Below are 15953 nucleotides of genomic sequence, written 5' to 3'. Positions count from 1 at the left end.
TAACAAGTCGCCGAAAGCTTTAAATGAATCTAATGTAGCATTTGGTATTCATATAAACATCATGTTATCTGCCACCACTCCTTCCATTGATCCCACCCTGAGCACCTCTGGTTTCGGCTTCTTGCGTCCCTGGTGGCGACAGCCGATGGACAACGAGCGCGAGTGGCTGTTCTTTTCGTTCCTGTTGATCCTGACCATCGGCTATGCCGCTTTTGCCCTGGTGTCCTGGGGCGTGCAGTTCCACGACGGATTACTGGCCAACGCACTGGGCATCTTGGCCATGGTGATCTTGGGGGGGTTGCGCATGGCCGGGGTGCGGCTCAGCCGCTTGATCACCGCTTTGCAGGTTTTGACACTGTCTCAGGCCTTTGCCATCACCTGGCTAACCGGCGGGATCTACTCGGCCACCATCAGCTGGCTTGCTTTGGCCTCTTTGCCCGCAGTGCTGGCAACCAAGCCGCGGGCTCGCTTAGCCGGTTTGGCTGCCGGCTGGCTGCTCATTGTGGGCTTGTATGTGTACGCCCTGTTGGGCGGCGAAATGGCGCTTCAAATCATGCCGCAGGACCTGATCCATTGGCACTTGATGATGGCCATTGTGATTTTTGGCATGCAGTTGGCGTTGTTGTTTCGCTTGAACAACGTTCGCAACGAGCGGCTGCAACGCACCCAACAACAACGACGCCAGTTGCGCCAACTCACCAAAAAACTCCAACAAACACAGCAACAAAAAGACCTGTTCGTGGCCTCTGTCAGCCACGAGTTGCGCACCCCGATGAACGCCATCTTGGGGTTGGCCGACCTGATTCAGCATGACAAAAAACTGGATGCTGAGGTGCGCACCAAGATGGAGGACATCCAGAAATCGGGGGAGCACCTGCTAACCATCATCAACGACCTGCTGGACCATGCCCAGATGGAATCCGGACGGCTTCAGGTGGTGCAAGAGCCTTTTAACCTGCACGACACCTTGAACACGGCCTTCCAGTTGCTCAAGCGCCGCGCAGAAAGCAAACCCCTGCGGTACACCCTGCACATCGACCCCAACGTGCCCACATGGGTCAAGGGCGACAGCCACAGGTTGACTCAGATCTTGGTCAATTTGCTCGGCAACGCCATCAAATTCACGGCGCAAGGTGAGGTCGATTTGCATTGCAGCGTCCTGGCCGAAGACGGCGAGCCCCAAGGTACTGTGCCCTTGCGGCTGGCGGTCCGGGACACCGGCATTGGCATTGCGCCGGATTTGCAGCACCGGGTCTATCAAAGCTTTTCGCAGGTGGACGACAGCATTGCCCGTCGTTTTGGGGGTAATGGGCTGGGCCTGTCGATCACCAAAGGGCTGGTCGAAGCCATGGGCGGCAGCATCGGGCTGCACAGCGAACTGGGCGTGGGCACCACCTTCCATGTCCTGCTGCCCTGCCCGCTGAGCCAAGCCCCGTCCCACACCCTGCCTGCACCCGAGGAAGACAGCAGCAGCGACCAAGTGATCCGCATCCTGATCGCCGATGACAACCCCTTGAACCGCCAAATTGTCTCCCTTCAGCTGCGCCGACACTTGCCGCGAGCGCGGATCACCGAAGTGGAGGACGGCCTCCAAGCCTATGAAGCCGTGCGCGATGGCGAGGGCTTTGATGTGATTTTGATGGACCTGCTGATGCCGGAAATGGATGGCCAGACCGCGACCCGAAAAATCCGCACCGAGCTTCCCGAGCCCCAACGCTCGACCCCGATCATTGCGCTCACCGCCAACGGTGACAAAGACGAACTGGAGCGGTGCCTGGCGTCTGGCATGAACGAGAGCATGCTCAAACCCTTCAACCGCAATTTGCTCATCAAGCGGGTGCTTTCTTATGTGGCGTGACACCCTGCACAGATCCATTTTGCCCATGCGTTGTCGCATCACAAGTCCCCTGATGTGCCTGTGCGCTCTTCTGCTGGCCTTGGCACAACCCGCCTGGGCCAATGGCTCAGATTTGCCGCAGATGTGCAGTGTGGAAACCCAGCAGTCGCCGGGCAGCTCGCCCGGCAAGCCCAGCGAATCCGCCGACTGCTACGAGTTTGGTGCCTCGGTGGGCGAGTCGGGATGGAACTGGCGCAAAAAACTCCCCAGCCATGTGCGATGGGTCATGCGCAAAGACGCACCCAGCTTGTGCGGGCAGGCACAAACAGAGTTTGGCCAAAAAGTTGAAAGCCGATGGCCCGAAGGCTGCGTTTTTCTGGCACCCACATCCTGCACCATCGTGTCACAAGGCCCCATCTCCCCCGCCTCCATTGGCAACGCCGTGCGCGACTGCGCGCCCTGACGGCGCAAGGCGGGTGCGGCTCACCAAGGAATGCTTAGACCTTGGTGGTCCACGAACTGTGCACGACCTGTGGGCTGCAGGGCGTCCAGCACCGCCAGCAAGCGGTGGGCGGATTCTTCGGGGCGCAGCGCATCGTTGCCCACAAAGGGCTGGCTCAGGGCCGACTGCACGGTGCCTGGCTGCAAAGCCGCCACCACGGCCAGGGGTCTGCGCCGGGCCAGTTCAATGGCTGCGGTTTGCAACAACATGTTGAGCGCAGCCTTGGCGGCGCGGTAGCCGTACCAACCGCCTTTGCGGTTGTCTTCGATGCTGCCCACACGCGCCGACAGCTTGCCCCAAATCACCCGCTGCCCCGACGCCAGCAAGGGTGCCATGTGTTTGAGCAACAGGCCAGGCCCCACGGCATTGAGCTGCAGGGCATCCAACAGGTGTGTGGCGTCGAGTTCGTCCAGCCGTTTTTCGGGGCCACGGCCATTGACCGTGAGCGCCCCCGTGGCGTCCACCACCAAATGAAAAGGCCCTTGCCCTGCCAGCGCCTTTGTACACGAGGCGATGCTGGCCTCGCTCAACAAGTCCAGCCCTGGCGAGCTTTGGCGTGACACCCCGATCACCGCCGCGCAGCGCGGGTCATGCTGCAGCTGCTGCAGCAAGGCGCTGCCAATCGCGCCGCTCGCACCGATCACCAACGCGCGGTAGCCCTCAGGCAGGGACTGCATCATGAAGGGGTCTTGCTCGCGTTGGGGTTTTGGAGCGGCAGGTCATAGGCACAGCGAAAGCCGAGGTAGACCACATAAACGTCAGCGGCTTTGAAAGCCTGCACATCGGCTTTCATGTTGAAAGCACCGTACCACCACGAACCACCCACCGTGCGACGCTGGCCTCCCTGCTCGTCGGTGGTCCACTCCCACACATTGGCACCCATATCGTAGAGGCCGTTCACACCTTGGCGCGTGGCGCCCGCAGGCGCAGCCCGGGGCCAGGGGTCTGGATCACTGGTGTTGGCGCCTTGTGGGCTATCACCCGTGCTCCATGGGTATGTTTTGCCTTTGACCCAAGGCGCTGGGGGGTTGTCGCGCAACTCGGTGAACCCCGCCTTTTGCCATTCCGCACCTGTGGGCAAGCGGCCCCCTGCCCAGCGGCAATAAGCCTGCGCCTCGGCAAAGTCCAAGTGCACCGCAGGCAAATTCGCACTGGCCTGCACACCATCTGGTTGGCGCCACGACCAGCCAGGACGGCGAACCCATCCGCCCACATACTCAAAACCACCACCCTCTTTTTCGGCACGGGTCACGGTGCCTGTGGCCCGCACATAGCGCTCAAACTGGCCAATCGTGACTTCGGTGCGGTCAATCGACCAATTGCCCAAAGCCACCTTGTCTCCCACTTGCGCAAACGCCAAGCCCGAGAAGCCAGCGATCAGAGCGCCAGCACCCCACAGCAAGCCCCCACGCCAAACACTGCACGTCACGCGATTGAACATGTTCAAACCCTTTCGCCTTGAGACCAGCGACGCACCCACTTTTGCATTTGGGGGCGCACCTTCAAAAACAAGCGGTAACCGCCTTCGAAACACCATGACAGGGGCGGCCAAGCCGACAACCAGCCCAGCCAGCGCCAGCCCGCAAACAAGCGCCACATCTGCGAAAACGCCGCCGCACCACTGAACATGCGGCCTTGGCGGTCGCGCACATGAAAGCGGGCCATGGCCTCTTGGCACGTCAAACCGCCCAAGTCTTGTCCGGCACTCACATCCACCCAGTCCATGGCCTGTGACTCGGGCAGCCGTCGGTAAATCGCGATTTCAGCGCGACACAAAGGGCAGGAGCCATCGAAATAAACCGTCAGCAAGGGAAGTGTTGTTGCGTTCATGCGGCCACTCGCCCACGCGCTTTCAAGCGGCCTTGTGCATCCACCAAGAAACCTTCGCCCATCTCGGGGTAGGCGCCGGTCAGCCCTGTCATATTGACTTGGTGTGTCACCCAAACTTCGGTGCGCACGGCGGGCAGAGCCGACAGGCGCTCACGCAAAGCCTGTTGCTGGGCTGCCGGGTCGCCCTGCCCTGCAAAAGTGCTGTTGAGTGCGGGCCAATCTTCGTAAGCCCCAAACGCCAAACGCGCTGTGTCTTGGCAGCGGCACCACTGGCTGCTGCGCACCGCATCGGGCTTGAAGTTTTGCGATTGCAACCACGCACCGAAGGCCCGTGAGGCTTGGCGGCCCTCATCGCTCAGGTTGCGCTGGGTGCGGCACTGCCCGATCACAAAACCGGGAGGATCACCCAGCCCCGACTCGGTCGCGGCATGGCGGATCAACAGCACACCGCCTTGGCGCCAAGCGGCCAGCAACTGCGCCCGCGAGGCGCTTTGTGCGGTCTGCGCAAAAACCAGGCCAGACTCACTGGCGAGCAAGGGCGCGATCAGGCCCGCACCCAAGCGGGCCAAAGCCGTGCGACGCGGCACCAAAGAAGAAACACCAAAGAAAGGATTCATGCCCCAGGCCTCAATTCACGTCACCCGAGGCGATGCGGCGCAGCGCCTGCTCAAACACCTCGACCGGCTGTCCGCCCGAAATCAAGTGCCTGTCGTTGATGATGACCGCAGGCACCGAGCGGATGCCTGCTTGTGCATAAAACTGCTGACGCTCGCGCACTTCAGCGGTGTGTGCGTCGCTGTTCAACACCTCTCGGGCAGCAGCCACATCCAGCCCGGCCCCGGCCACACCCGCGAGCAAAACCTCGGGGTCTTCCACACACTCGGCGCGGCCTTGATAGGCCTGCAAAAACGCTTTTTTCAGGGCATGTTGCGCCCCATGGCCCTGGCCTTCGGCCCAGTGCAGCAAACGGTGGGCGTTGAATGTGTTGTAAACCCGACCCCGCCCGCCGGGGTGGAATTCAAAACCCACCTCGGCCCCGCGCGCGGCGATGGTCTGGCGAATTTGTGCCTGCTGCTCGGCTGTCGATCCGTACTTTTGCGTCAAATGCTCGCCCAAATCCTGCCCACCGGGGGGCATGTGCGGGTTCAGCTCAAAGGGCTGAAAGTGCAGATCGGCTTGGACTTCACCGTCCAGACGGACCAAGGCCTGTTCGAGGGCACCCAGGCCCACGGCGCACCAGGGACAGGCAATGTCGGAAACAAAATCAATTTTCAAAGTGGTCATGGATCGCTTTCAGGCAACGCCTAGGATATTGCCGCAAATCACCGACAATCGCAGACCAAGCCCCCAATCCCCATGATTCCTTGAGCGATAGAGTCCCACCATGAACATCCTAGTCCTGCACGGCATCAATCTGAACATGTTCGGCAAACGCGACCCGGCCCAGTACGGCACGACCACGCTGGACGAGATCAACGCCCAACTCACCGCCCTGGGCCAGACCCTGGGCGCTCAAGTCGAGTGCTTCCAGACCAACTTCGAAGGCGAAATGGCCGAGCGCATCCACCGTGCCCACGGCGAAGGCGTGAAAGCGGTGGTCATCAATGCCGGGGCTTGGACGCATTACAGCTATGGCGTCCGCGACGCCTTGGCCATCCTCAAGTGCCCGATCATCGAAGTGCACATGTCCAACATCCACGCCCGAGAGGCCTTCCGTCACCACTCGGTGATTGCCGACATTGCCAAAGGCCAAATCGCTGGATTCGGTGTGGACAGCTACCTGTTGGGTTTGCGGGCCGCTGTCTCGGCAGCTCAGGGCTGAAGCGCGGGCCATCCGCGCTGGGCTAGCGCTCGGCCTTGTATCAATCGGCCAAGGTGTAACGCTGGCACAGCTCTAAAAACGCACCGAGACGGGGGTCAAGCCCGGTTTCTTCTTGAAGCAAAACGGCCACGGCCGGGGCCATGCGTGATGCTTGCCGTGCATCCAGGAACAGCGCACGCCAACGGCGGGCCAACATGTCTTCCACGGTCAAAGCCCATTCCTGGCGGGCCGCAAAGCGCACCATGGCTTCGCTCAGGCCCATGCCCAGATCACGGTCAGCACCGGGCAGGCGCAACACATCCTCAGCCTCGGTGCCCCACAAATGCAAACCGGGAGCGTCGCCGATACGGGCGTAGGCCGCCGAGGCTGAGCTTGGCACTGCACCCGCTGGCGGCGCACCCACCAAGCGGTGCAGCGCGGTGTTCACCGGACTTGGGGCCATGCCGGGCCCTGTGGCCAAGTCACCGTGTTCAGCCAAAACCTGCAAGACATGCTCGGCCATGCTGCGGTAAGTGGTCCATTTGCCACCGGTCACCGTCACAAAACCCGGGGCTTCACGCTGGATCAGGTGTTCGCGCGACATAGTGCTGGTCGAGCCACCTGCCCCATCGGCTGCGCCCTGCACCACCAAGGGGCGCAAACCCACCCACACGCTCAGCACATCGGCCCGGCTCAAGCTCACGCCCAGCGACTGCTGCGCTTCACGAAACAAAAAGTCCAGCTCCTCGGCCATGGGCACGGGCTCTTTGGGCGCGTCGGTGCGGGGGGTGTCGGTGGTGCCGATCACGGTCGCCCCCAGCCAAGGCACGGCAAACAAGACACGCCCATCGGCGGTGCTCGGGATCAGCACCGCTTCGCGAATGGGCAAACGCTCGCGGGCCACCACCAGGTGCACCCCTTGGCTGGGCGTGACCAGCGGCTTGATTGGGGACGCCGTGACATCGTGGGGAGACAAAGCCATTTGGCGCAAACCATCGACCCAGACCCCCGTGGCATTGACCACACACCGGGCCAGTCCTTCGCGGGTTTGGCCGCTGCGCTCGTCGAGCCACTGTACGCGCCAGCCCTGCGGCACGGGCAACAAGGCCGTCACGCGGCTGTGGTTGTGCAAACTGGCGCCCGCGCGGCGGGCCGTCTTGGCCAGCGCCAGGGCCAGGCGTGCGTCTTCAAACTGGGCATCCCAGTAGCGCATGCCCGCCACCCAAATGCTTTGCGGCACAGGGCCGCCCACTGCGGGTGTTGCGCCCCCCCCAACCCGATCAACCGCATCGCCCGGGCAACGCGCCAGCAACTGGCGACGTGACAAAGCCACCGTGCGCCCCAAGCTCCAGCGCCCGGACAGCCACTGGTAAAGCTTCAGGCCCATGCCCGTCCAGGCCCAAGACAGCCAGCTGGCTCCGGGCACCACAAACGACAAAGGCTGGGCCAAATGCGGGGCCAAGGCCAAAATCGTGGCACGTTCGCGCAAGGCCTCGCGCACCAGCCGCCAGTGCCCCTGCGCCAGGTAGCGCACGCCACCGTGCAGCAACTTGGTCGAGCGCGACGAGGTGCCGCAAGCCCAATCGCCCGCCTCCAGCAGCGCCACGCGCTGGCCTTGCAACGCCGCCTGCACGGCCACCCCCAGGCCCGTGGCACCACCACCGACCACCAACACATCCCAATGATCCATGGGTTCGGCAGCGGAGCTCGTCGCTTTCACAACGGGGTCGGCGCTGGAAGATGGGCTTGGATTTTCCACAAATTTTCCTGAAATGATCGAAAAATGTTGTTCTATATTGACTTTTTTTGATTGTATCGGTTAACCGTTAACTTTTTACGTTATTCTGAGCAACCCATTGTTGACACTGTCTTCATCGCGACTGCCATGGCCCTCAACCCTCGACAACTGTCCCTTTTGCAAGCTGTGCGCGAACACGGCAGCGTCAAAACCGAAACCTTGGCCGAACAGCTGGGCATCCCCTTGCAAACCGTGCGTCGTGACCTGCAGCGCCTGACCGAGGCGGCCATGCTCGAGCGATTTCATGGCGGCGTGCGGGTGGTCGACTCGTCCACACGCAACACCACCTACACCGAGCGCCAGCGCACCCAGGCACAAGCCAAACAAGATATCGCTCGACAAGTGGCCCAGGCCATCCCCAACGGAGCCAGCCTGTTCATGAACATCGGCACCACCGTCGAGGCCGTGGCCCGCGAGCTGCTGCAGCACAAAGGCCTGCGCGTGATCACCAACAACCTGCATGTGGCGCACATCCTGGCGGCCAACCCCGAGTGCGACGTGCTGGTGGCAGGCGGCACCGTGCGGCACGAAGACCTGGGCGTGGTGGGTGAAGCCGCGCTGGCCTTCATCCGGCAGTTCAAGGTGGACATCGGCCTGATCGGCATCAGCGGCATCGACGCCGATGGCACCCTGCGCGATTACGACATGCGCGAAGTCATGGTGGCCCGCGCCATCGTGGCCCAGTCACGCCAAGTCTGGCTGGTGGCCGACCACAGCAAATTTGACCGCCCGGCCATGATCGAAATGGCCCCGCTCAAAGCGGTGCACACCCTCTTCACCGACAGGGCCCCTGCGACAGCGCAGCAGCGCTTGATGGCGGACTTGGGGGTGCGGTGTGTGGTGGCGCAAGCACCCGTTAAGGGTTAGACCCTGAACAGTCGGTTCAGCTTTTCTTGCGTGGGGGCAAACCAGTGTGCTGGGTAAGGAGTTGGCCTTTTTTGGGCTGCCCCATGCGCTTGGGCGCAGTCGACAAGGACACCGACGACTTGGCCCCGGCACCCGTGCTGTTTTTGCGGCGGGCGCTTTGGTAGCCTTCTTCGGCCAGCGGCTGCCAGTTGGGGATCAAGTGGTGCTTGCCGTTGCCGATCAGGTCTGACCGGCCCATGGCCTTGAGGGCTTCGCGCAGCAGGGGCCAGTTGGTGGCGTCGTGGTAGCGCAAAAAAGCTTTGTGCAGGCGGCGGCGTTTGTCGCCTTTGACCACGTCCACCTTTTCGCTGTCGCGGGTGATTTTGCGCAGCGGGTTGCGGGTGGAGTGGTACATGGCCGTGGCCGTGGCCATGGGGCTGGGGTAGAAGGTCTGCACCTGGTCAGCGCGGAATCCGTTCTTTTTGAGCCAGATGGCCAAGTTCATCATGTCTTCGTCGCTGGTGCCCGGGTGGGCAGCGATGAAGTACGGGATGAGGAACTGCTTTTTGCCCACTTCTTCGCTGTACTTGTCAAACATGGACTTGAAGCGGTCATAGGTACCGATGCCTGGTTTCATCATCTTGGACAACGGGCCGCCCTCGGTGTGCTCGGGCGCAATCTTCAGGTAGCCGCCCACATGGTGTTGCACCAGCTCTTTCACGTATTCGGGCGACTGCACGGCCAAGTCGTAACGCAAGCCGGAGCCAATCAAGATTTTCTTGATGCCCTTGAGGTTCCGCGCCCGGCGGTACATGTTGATCAGCGGGCCGTGGTCGGTGGTCAGGTTCTGGCAGATGCCAGGGAACACGCAGCTGGGTTTGCGGCAGGCCGATTCGATCTCGGGGCTCTTGCAGCCCAGGCGGTACATGTTGGCCGTGGGGCCGCCCAGGTCAGAGATGACGCCGGTGAAGCCTTTGACCTTGTCGCGGATGTCTTCCACCTCGCGGATGATGGATTCCTCTGAACGGCTTTGGATGATGCGGCCTTCGTGCTCGGTGATGGAGCAAAAGGTGCAGCCGCCAAAGCAGCCGCGCATGATGTTCACGCTGAAGCGGATCATTTCCCACGCGGGGATTTTGGTCGCGTGGTCGTGGCTACCATTCTCGTCGGCATAGCGCGGGTGTGGGCTGCGGGCATACGGCAGGTCGAACACATGGTCCATCTCGGCCGTGGTCAGCGGGATGGGCGGTGGTGTGATCCACACGTCGCGGGCGGTGTGGCCTTCGCCGTGGGCTTGCACCAGGCAGCGGGCGTTGCCGGGGTTGGTTTCCAAGTGCAGCACGCGGTTGGCGTGGGCATAGAGCACGGCGTCTTGCTTGACCTGCTCGTAGCTGGGCAGGCGGATCACGCTTTTGTCGCGCGGCGGCACTTTGTGGGTGCCTTTGCCACGCAGCGCAGGGTTGGGCACAAAGGTGAGCGGCTGGATGGCAGCCTGCACCGTGCGGGCTTGGGCCACTGCAGCGGACAAATCGGTCTCGATGTTTTTGGCGTTGTGGCCTTCGGCCACTTCTTTGGCTTCTTCTTCACGGGCGCAAGTGGCGCCCTGCTCCCGCGCTTGGTCCGAGATCATCAAATACGGGTTGATGTGCGCCTCGACGTGTCCGGGCGTGTCCACGCTGGTGGAGTCGATCTCGAACCAGCCTTCGGGCGTTTCGCGACGCACAAAGGCAGTGCCGCGCACGTCGGTGATCTGCTGCACGGGCTCGCGGGCAGCCAGGCGGTGGGCGATCTCGACAATCGCACGCTCGGCGTTGCCATACAAGAGCAAGTCGCACTTGCTGTCCACCACCACCGAACGGCGCACCTTGTCGCTCCAATAGTCGTAATGCGCGATGCGGCGCAGGCTGCCTTCGATGCCGCCCAGCACGATCGGCACTTCAGGAAAAGCTTCGCGGCAGCGCTGGCTGTAGACGATGGCGGCGCGGTCGGGCCGTTTGCCGCCCACGTCGCCCGGGGTGTAGGCGTCGTCGCTGCGGATTTTGCGGTCCGCCGTGTAGCGGTTGATCATGGAATCCATGTTGCCGCTGGTCACGCCCCAAAACAAGTTGGGTTGGCCCAGGGCCTTGAAGGCCTCGGCGCTGGTCCAGTCGGGCTGGGCGATGATGCCGACCCGAAAACCCTGGTTTTCTAACATGCGGCCGATCACCGCCATGCCAAAACTCGGGTGGTCCACATAAGCATCGCCCGTGACCAGAATAATGTCGCAACTGTCCCAACCCAGTTGGGTCATTTCGGCGCGGCTCATCGGCAAAAACGGGGCCGTGCCAAAGCGCTGCGCCCAGTATTTGCGGTAACTGGTCAGCGGTTTGGCGTCACGCGGGAAGAAAGAAACGTCGACAAAGGCGTTCATGGGCGAGCATTCGGGATAACCCGCTAGTGTAGGGGCTGAGCGTTGGGCCTGAAGCTGGCGCGGGTATTTGCCCAGTGTTCAAGACGCCCTTTGGCCTGCCCCAAGGCGCCCCCCCAGTTCACAGGTCTTTTTGTGCCCGCGCGATCAAGTCGACAAAGGTGGGCGCATCACCCAAGGCCTGAGCCGCCAGCAAGGCGAGCTTGACCAAAAAAAGTTCGGATTTTTCGGGGCCTGCGGCGTCAATGGCCATGGCCAATTGGTCGTAGGTGGTTTCCAGACCGGCAATGTCCAGACCAGTGTTCGGGTTCATGGGGCTTCTCCGGAAGTGGCTTGCACGAGGGCGGCGTCCAGGCGCTGGGCATCAAGGCGCAACCAGCGGGCACAAATGTGTTGATCGGGGCGCAACAGGTAAGCAGCACCGGGTGCGGTCACGCCGTAACGGCTGTACGCCCGCCCTTGCGGATCAGACAGCACTTGTTGCCAGGGCGCATCGGCCGGGCTGGCCTGCAGACCCGCATCCGTGTCGCCCTCTTGGGTGATGCAAGTGATCTTGAGCGGCAAGCCCTTGGCCCGCCATTGGGCCGCGCTGGCCAGCACATCGGCGGGCAAGGTGTCGACTGCGCCAAACCACAGCAGATCAAAGCCGCCGCCCAAATGGTCCAGCAAAAATTGATCGGGCGCCAGACGCACATTGAGCGGTGGTGCACCGTGCGCGGGTCCTGCCGCAAACTGCGCGTTGTCGTCTAAGCGGCAGTTCAGGCTGGAGTGGCTGTATTCATGAGGGCGCGAGGTGCGCCAGTGGTAGAGCGGGCGCACAAAGGCCTCGGTGAGCGAAAGCGACAAGACGGCGTCGCGCAGCAAACGAAAACCGCGTGTGGGCGGTGTCATGAAACGGGTGCTTTTGCCCGCTTCTTCGATGATTTCCCAGGCAGCACCCACCCGCTCGGCGCTGTAGTTGGCCAGCAAGGCGCTGGAGGCCTGCCCCCGGCAAACCAGCCCCAGCCGCCAGGCCAAAGCCTGTGCGTCCTGAAATCCGGTGTTGGCCCCCCGCACGCCAAAGATGGGCAGCAAATGGGCGGCGTCACCCATAAACAGGGTGCGGCCCACCAAGTAGTCGGGCAAGGTGAGCGTGCGGGCCGAATACACCGAGGACCAGTCCATCTCCCAGGGCTTGTCGGCGTGGCCGATCATCGCCAATTGCGCATTGATGCGGGTTTTGAGCGACTCGGGCGACAAGGCTTGCTCGGGCGTTTCGCCCTCGGGCAGTTGGTAATCCACGCGCCAGATCCCCAGAGGCTCGCGGTGCAGCAAAACTGTGTTGCCGCGGTTCCATTCGGGGTCAAAAAAGGCCAGACGCTCGGTGGGCAAAGGCAGGTCGATGCGGATGTCGGCGATGACAAACCGGCCTTCGTAAGACGCGCCTTCGAGCTTGAGGTCCAGCATGCTGCGGATGCCCGAGCGGGCCCCGTCCGAGGCCACCAGCCACTCGGTGCTCAGGGTGTAGGGGCCTTCGGGGGTGTCCACTTGCAGTTGGGCGTGGTCGGTATGCTGCACCACTGCGGTGACGCGGTTGCCCCAGCGCAGATCAATCAGGGGGTTGGCCTCGCAGGCTTCAACCAGGTACTGCTCCAGAAACTGCTGCTGCAGGTTGATCATGGGGCCAAAGCGGTCGTTGTCGTCGTGCGGGGCTTCCATGCGAAAAACACGCTCGCCCCTGTAAAACGAGTTGCCAAAGCGCCAGGGCAAGCCGTTTTGCGTGACGCGATGGGACACGCCCACTTGCTGCAGGATTTCCATGGAGCGGCGGGTGAACACGATGGCGCGGCTGCCCTAGCACACTTGCTGCTCCGATTCCAACAACACACAAGGCACCCCATAACGGGCCAACTCCAGTGCCGCCGTCAGGCCCACCGGGCCGCCACCGGCAATCACCACACGCTGCAAAGCTTGGGCTGGGTGCTCAGTAGGCAGCCAGGGCTGGTGCACGGAGTAGTCGTAATAAATGGAGCGGCGGGGCGTGTTGGCCGGTTGGTGCATGGTGGCTCTTGGTGGGTTCGCGACAGGGTCGGTGGAAGGTGAGTTTAGACAAAAGCCCCCGAACAGACCGTTACCTTTTGGGGACAGACCCAGCTCCCTCTGGGGCGAGCAACCAAGCCACCAGGGCTTTGTGGCCCGCCACGCCCAGCTTGCGGTAAATGCGCTTGGTGTAGGTTTGGGCGCTGGCCAAAGTCAAGCCCAAGCGCTCGGCCAGCTGTTCGGTGCTGAGACCTTGCAGCAGAGCTCGCACCACATCCAGCTCGCGTGGGCTGAGCGCCGGGCCGCGAAGGGCGAGGCGGTCCAGCAGCAAGGCCATCAGATCGCCGCTGAGCACTTGCCCGGTGTAGTGCAGGCGCACAGCCTGCACGATCAAAGGGGCCAGCGCCTGCACGGTGGCCAACTCGGGCTCGGTCATCAGGCCGTGCTCCAGTCCCCGGTACAGGTTGACCGACAACCAGCGACGCCCTTCGTGCAGCGACAAGATGGCCAGCCGCTCGGCCACACGCGGCCACTCATAGCAAATTTGCCGGTAATCCGGGTGCTGGACGTCGTGTGCAGCTTGCCGGTGCAGCACAATGTGCGGCTGCTGGGGTGATGCCTTGAGGGCGGCCTGGTGGTGTGCTTGCATGGCCAGCTGAGCGCCATCGAGCCTGTAAAAGCGCTGCACATAGGCCTGAGAAATGTCGGGCAAGGCACGGGTTCGCGCCCGGTCGCCCACCGCCAGGGTGCGTGGCCGCCCTGCCCCTTCAAAAGAAAAAATCGTGCATTGCGCCATGGGCACCCAGGTGGCCAACAAGCGCAAGATCTCTTCGGCCACGGCGTGTCGGTCGGAGGCGCCCAACTTGCCCATCAAAGCCGCCACCTGCCAAAGTGGCACCTCGGGCGAGGCCGCAGGGTTGGCAGGGCAAACCCAATGGCCCGCTGGTGCGGACGTGGGGGAGCAGTCGGGACAGGTCATGGGGCGATGTTAGCGGTGACGCAGCCACTGTGGCGCAGAGCCTGCAAGAGGACAGAAACAGGCGTCCTTCGGGTATTCTTGATCGATGCCTTTTTCACTCGCCCGCCCTGCCCAGCACGAACTCGTGATCAAAAAAAGCCGTTTCATCGCCTGTGTTGAATCGGTCGCGGGACGCGACGAGGCTCAGGCCCGGGTGGCGCAGCTCAAGGCCGAACACCCCGACGCCACCCATGTGTGCTGGGCCTTGCTGGCCGGGGGCCAATCGGCGGCCAACGACGATGGCGAACCGGGCGGCACGGCCGGGCGCCCCATGCTGGAAGTGTTGCGCCACCAAGACCTGCAGGGCGTGATGGCTTCGGTGGTGCGTTACTTTGGCGGCGTCAAGCTGGGCGCGGGTGGTTTGATGCGGGCCTACACCGATGCGGTGGCCCAGGCGCTGCTCAGCGCCGAAAAAGTCCCGCTCATTGTGCAGACCACATTGGCGTGCAGCGTCCCTTATGCACTGGAAGGCCTGGTCAGGCGCGAGCTGGAACTGGCGCAAGCGCCCTTACTGGGCGTGAGCCACGGCAGTGTGGTTACCTTGCGTTTTGCGCTGCCCCAAAGCCAGGCGGCCGAGTGGGTGGCTCGGTTGAGCGAGAGTGGCCGGGGCCAATTGGTCTGGCTAGAAGGTGACAGTGCGCCATGAACAGACACGGCGGACCGCACCATAATGCCAGCATGACTGAAGAACTCCCTCTGAACCGTCCGCAGTCCAAGACCGATCTGTTTTTGTCCTTCACCTTTTTGGCTTTGCAGGGTTTTGGTGGGGTGTTGGCGGTGGTGCAACGCGAACTGGTCGAGCGCAAACGCTGGATGACCCCAGCCCAATTTGTCGAGGACTGGGCTGTGGCCCAAATTCTGCCGGGCCCCAATGTGATCAACTTCTGTTTGATGATTGGCGGGCGCTATTTCGGTTTGGCAGGCGCATTGGCGGCCCTGGCGGGCATGCTGGCCGCACCCACAGCCGTTTTGCTGGTGCTGGCGCTGGCATTTGGCAGCGTGGCTGATCTGGCATGGGCTCAAGGGGCCTTGCGTGGCATGGGGGCTGTTGCCGCGGGCTTGATTGCGGCCACGGGCGTCAAACTCATCCCCGCCCTCAAATCCAACCCCATCGGGATCGGCGTGAGCGCTGCGATCATGCTGGGCACCTTCATCGGCGTGAGTTTGTTGCGCTGGCCCCTCATTTGGGTGCTGTTGGGCATTGGCAGCTTGGCCTGTGGCTGGGCCTATTTGCAATTGACACGCCAAGCCAACACTCCAAAGGCCGCCCCATGATCCTGGAGCTTCAATTGAGCATGGGCGACTGGCTGGCTTTGTTCAACCATTTTCTGTCGCTGTCCTTGTTGGCGGTGGGCGGCGCGATCATCCTTGCGCCCGACATCCATCGCTTTTTGGTGGACGAAAACCAGTGGCTGACCGAGCAACAATTCAGCTCGTCGATTGCGCTGGCCCAATCGGCCCCGGGCCCGAATGTGTTGTTTGTGGGCTTGATGGGCTGGAACGTGGGACTGAATGCGGGCGCGGGCCTGGGCGGCGGCTGGATCAGTGTGGCCTTGTCTGCGCTAGGCATGCTGATCAGCCTGCTCGGCATCATGCTGCCCTCCTCCATCTTGACTTACACCACCACGCGCTGGGCCCACAAGCACCGCGACAACCGCGGCGTGAGGGCCTTCAAGCTGGGCATGGCGCCTGTGGTGATCGCGCTGCTGGTGTCCACGGGCTGGCTGCTCACGGCCAGCCACAACGACCCCATGCACGACTGGCCCCTGTGGGTGTTGACGCTGGTGGCCATGGGCCTGGTCTGGCGCACCCGCATCCACTTGCTGTGGCTGATCGGTGCAGGTGCACTGCTCGGGGCTCTGGGCTGGGTGTGACGCGCAAGCCGCAACCCTCAG

At 62.6% G+C, this 15953-nt stretch carries 16 protein-coding genes and 1 pseudogene; 7 read left to right on the top strand and 10 right to left on the bottom strand.

Annotated elements, in window-relative coordinates; translation table 11 throughout:
* Positions 1–61: 61 nt before the first annotated feature.
* Together L63ED372_RS06425 and L63ED372_RS06420 are read left to right on the top strand one after the other, a co-directional pair.
* Positions 62–1858 carry an ATP-binding protein gene (locus L63ED372_RS06425; protein WP_082431615.1) on the top strand — a complete coding sequence of 599 codons (1797 nt, stop codon included), beginning with the start codon at positions 62–64 and terminating at the stop codon, positions 1856–1858.
* A gap of 25 nt (positions 1859–1883) precedes the next feature.
* Complete coding sequence (locus tag L63ED372_RS06420; RefSeq protein WP_156343566.1) at positions 1884–2300, top strand: hypothetical protein; 417 nt, start codon at positions 1884–1886, stop codon at positions 2298–2300.
* Positions 2301–2320: 20 nt separating this feature from the next.
* On the opposite strand, the gene L63ED372_RS06415 is transcribed toward L63ED372_RS06420, so the two are convergent.
* Genes L63ED372_RS06415 through L63ED372_RS06395 form a run of 5 tightly spaced genes read right to left on the bottom strand, consistent with a single transcriptional unit; the run spans position 2321 to position 5453 of the window.
* Positions 2321–3016, bottom strand: coding sequence for an SDR family NAD(P)-dependent oxidoreductase (locus L63ED372_RS06415; protein WP_062404480.1), 696 nt, complete (start codon positions 3014–3016; stop codon positions 2321–2323).
* A complete protein-coding gene (locus tag L63ED372_RS06410; protein ID WP_062404476.1) occupies positions 3016–3780 on the bottom strand; it encodes a formylglycine-generating enzyme family protein in 765 nt (254 codons plus the stop codon). The genes L63ED372_RS06415 and L63ED372_RS06410 overlap by 1 nt, the downstream gene beginning before the upstream one ends.
* Before the next feature lie 2 nt (positions 3781–3782).
* Positions 3783–4169, bottom strand: a complete 387-nt coding sequence (locus tag L63ED372_RS06405; RefSeq protein ID WP_062404473.1) for a thiol-disulfide oxidoreductase DCC family protein — start codon at positions 4167–4169, stop codon at positions 3783–3785.
* A complete protein-coding gene (locus tag L63ED372_RS06400) occupies positions 4166–4786 on the bottom strand; it encodes a histidine phosphatase family protein (RefSeq protein ID WP_082431614.1) in 621 nt (206 codons plus the stop codon). Before L63ED372_RS06400 ends, L63ED372_RS06405 begins: the two co-directional genes overlap by 4 nt.
* A gap of 10 nt (positions 4787–4796) precedes the next feature.
* The gene (locus tag L63ED372_RS06395) at positions 4797–5453 is read right to left on the bottom strand and encodes a DsbA family oxidoreductase (protein ID WP_062404470.1); all 657 of its coding nucleotides are present in this window, start codon (positions 5451–5453) and stop codon (positions 4797–4799) included.
* Positions 5454–5553: 100 nt separating this feature from the next.
* Here L63ED372_RS06395 and aroQ point away from each other — a divergent pair, with 100 nt between their 5' ends.
* Positions 5554–5991, top strand: a complete 438-nt coding sequence (gene aroQ, locus L63ED372_RS06390; RefSeq protein WP_062404467.1) for a type II 3-dehydroquinate dehydratase — start codon at positions 5554–5556, stop codon at positions 5989–5991.
* Between the two features lie 40 nt (positions 5992–6031).
* On the opposite strand, the gene L63ED372_RS06385 is transcribed toward aroQ, so the two are convergent.
* Positions 6032–7660, bottom strand: coding sequence for a glycerol-3-phosphate dehydrogenase/oxidase (locus L63ED372_RS06385; RefSeq protein WP_062404464.1), 1629 nt, complete (start codon positions 7658–7660; stop codon positions 6032–6034).
* 195 nt (positions 7661–7855) lie between these two features.
* On the opposite strand from L63ED372_RS06385, the gene L63ED372_RS06380 reads away from it, so the two are divergent.
* Positions 7856–8635, top strand: a complete 780-nt coding sequence (locus L63ED372_RS06380) for a DeoR/GlpR family DNA-binding transcription regulator (protein WP_062404462.1) — start codon at positions 7856–7858, stop codon at positions 8633–8635.
* Between the two features lie 16 nt (positions 8636–8651).
* Here the strand turns inward: L63ED372_RS06380 and L63ED372_RS06375 are convergent, their stop codons facing one another.
* The 4 genes and pseudogenes from L63ED372_RS06375 to L63ED372_RS06360 form a co-directional block, all read right to left on the bottom strand.
* Positions 8652–11024 carry a YgiQ family radical SAM protein gene (locus L63ED372_RS06375; RefSeq protein ID WP_062404459.1) on the bottom strand — a complete coding sequence of 791 codons (2373 nt, stop codon included), beginning with the start codon at positions 11022–11024 and terminating at the stop codon, positions 8652–8654.
* A gap of 118 nt (positions 11025–11142) precedes the next feature.
* Positions 11143–11334: a hypothetical protein gene (locus L63ED372_RS06370; protein ID WP_062404456.1), complete on the bottom strand. Its 192-nt coding sequence runs from the start codon at positions 11332–11334 to the stop codon at positions 11143–11145.
* Positions 11331–13061, bottom strand: a pseudogene (locus L63ED372_RS06365) (FAD-dependent monooxygenase). Before L63ED372_RS06365 ends, L63ED372_RS06370 begins: the two are co-directional and overlap by 4 nt.
* A gap of 70 nt (positions 13062–13131) precedes the next feature.
* Positions 13132–14019, bottom strand: coding sequence for a helix-turn-helix transcriptional regulator (locus L63ED372_RS06360; RefSeq protein WP_062404453.1), 888 nt, complete (start codon positions 14017–14019; stop codon positions 13132–13134).
* Positions 14020–14104: 85 nt separating this feature from the next.
* On the opposite strand from L63ED372_RS06360, the gene L63ED372_RS06355 reads away from it, so the two are divergent.
* From L63ED372_RS06355 to L63ED372_RS06345, 3 genes are read left to right on the top strand one after another with little or no spacing between them, the layout of a single operon-like run.
* Positions 14105–14704: an IMPACT family protein gene (locus L63ED372_RS06355; RefSeq protein ID WP_062404450.1), complete on the top strand. Its 600-nt coding sequence runs from the start codon at positions 14105–14107 to the stop codon at positions 14702–14704.
* A gap of 32 nt (positions 14705–14736) precedes the next feature.
* Positions 14737–15333 carry a chromate transporter gene (locus L63ED372_RS06350; protein ID WP_062407742.1) on the top strand — a complete coding sequence of 199 codons (597 nt, stop codon included), beginning with the start codon at positions 14737–14739 and terminating at the stop codon, positions 15331–15333.
* Entirely contained in the window at positions 15330–15932 is a 603-nt protein-coding gene (locus L63ED372_RS06345) for a chromate transporter (RefSeq protein WP_062404446.1), read from the top strand. The genes L63ED372_RS06350 and L63ED372_RS06345 overlap by 4 nt, the downstream gene beginning before the upstream one ends.
* The last annotated feature ends 21 nt before the right edge of the window (positions 15933–15953 follow it).

The sequence above is a fragment of the Limnohabitans sp. 63ED37-2 genome (genome assembly GCF_001412535.1).
GTDB lineage: Bacteria > Pseudomonadota > Gammaproteobacteria > Burkholderiales > Burkholderiaceae_C > Limnohabitans_A.
The sequence above is the reverse complement of the archived record's forward strand: the minus strand, read 5'-3'. Positions and strand labels throughout refer to the sequence as shown.

Bases quoted from the DNA above. Each gene is read 5' to 3' on its own strand.
- L63ED372_RS06425 (WP_082431615.1), top strand. From the start codon at position 62: ATGTTATCTGCCACCACTCCTTCCATTGATCCCACCCTGAGCACCTCT.
- L63ED372_RS06350 (WP_062407742.1), top strand. From the start codon at position 14,737: ATGACTGAAGAACTCCCTCTGAACCGTCCGCAGTCCAAGACCGATCTG.
- L63ED372_RS06415 (WP_062404480.1), bottom strand. From the start codon at position 3,016: ATGCAGTCCCTGCCTGAGGGCTACCGCGCGTTGGTGATCGGTGCGAGC.
- L63ED372_RS06380 (WP_062404462.1), top strand. From the start codon at position 7,856: ATGGCCCTCAACCCTCGACAACTGTCCCTTTTGCAAGCTGTGCGCGAA.
- L63ED372_RS06400 (WP_082431614.1), bottom strand. From the start codon at position 4,786: ATGAATCCTTTCTTTGGTGTTTCTTCTTTGGTGCCGCGTCGCACGGCT.
- L63ED372_RS06370 (WP_062404456.1), bottom strand. From the start codon at position 11,334: ATGAACCCGAACACTGGTCTGGACATTGCCGGTCTGGAAACCACCTAC.
- L63ED372_RS06405 (WP_062404473.1), bottom strand. From the start codon at position 4,169: ATGAACGCAACAACACTTCCCTTGCTGACGGTTTATTTCGATGGCTCC.
- L63ED372_RS06420 (WP_156343566.1), top strand. From the start codon at position 1,884: ATGCGTTGTCGCATCACAAGTCCCCTGATGTGCCTGTGCGCTCTTCTG.
- L63ED372_RS06355 (WP_062404450.1), top strand. From the start codon at position 14,105: ATGCCTTTTTCACTCGCCCGCCCTGCCCAGCACGAACTCGTGATCAAA.
- L63ED372_RS06385 (WP_062404464.1), bottom strand. From the start codon at position 7,660: ATGGATCATTGGGATGTGTTGGTGGTCGGTGGTGGTGCCACGGGCCTG.
- L63ED372_RS06410 (WP_062404476.1), bottom strand. From the start codon at position 3,780: ATGTTCAATCGCGTGACGTGCAGTGTTTGGCGTGGGGGCTTGCTGTGG.
- L63ED372_RS06345 (WP_062404446.1), top strand. From the start codon at position 15,330: ATGATCCTGGAGCTTCAATTGAGCATGGGCGACTGGCTGGCTTTGTTC.
- aroQ (WP_062404467.1), top strand. From the start codon at position 5,554: ATGAACATCCTAGTCCTGCACGGCATCAATCTGAACATGTTCGGCAAA.
- L63ED372_RS06395 (WP_062404470.1), bottom strand. From the start codon at position 5,453: ATGACCACTTTGAAAATTGATTTTGTTTCCGACATTGCCTGTCCCTGG.
- L63ED372_RS06375 (WP_062404459.1), bottom strand. From the start codon at position 11,024: ATGAACGCCTTTGTCGACGTTTCTTTCTTCCCGCGTGACGCCAAACCG.
- L63ED372_RS06360 (WP_062404453.1), bottom strand. From the start codon at position 14,019: ATGACCTGTCCCGACTGCTCCCCCACGTCCGCACCAGCGGGCCATTGG.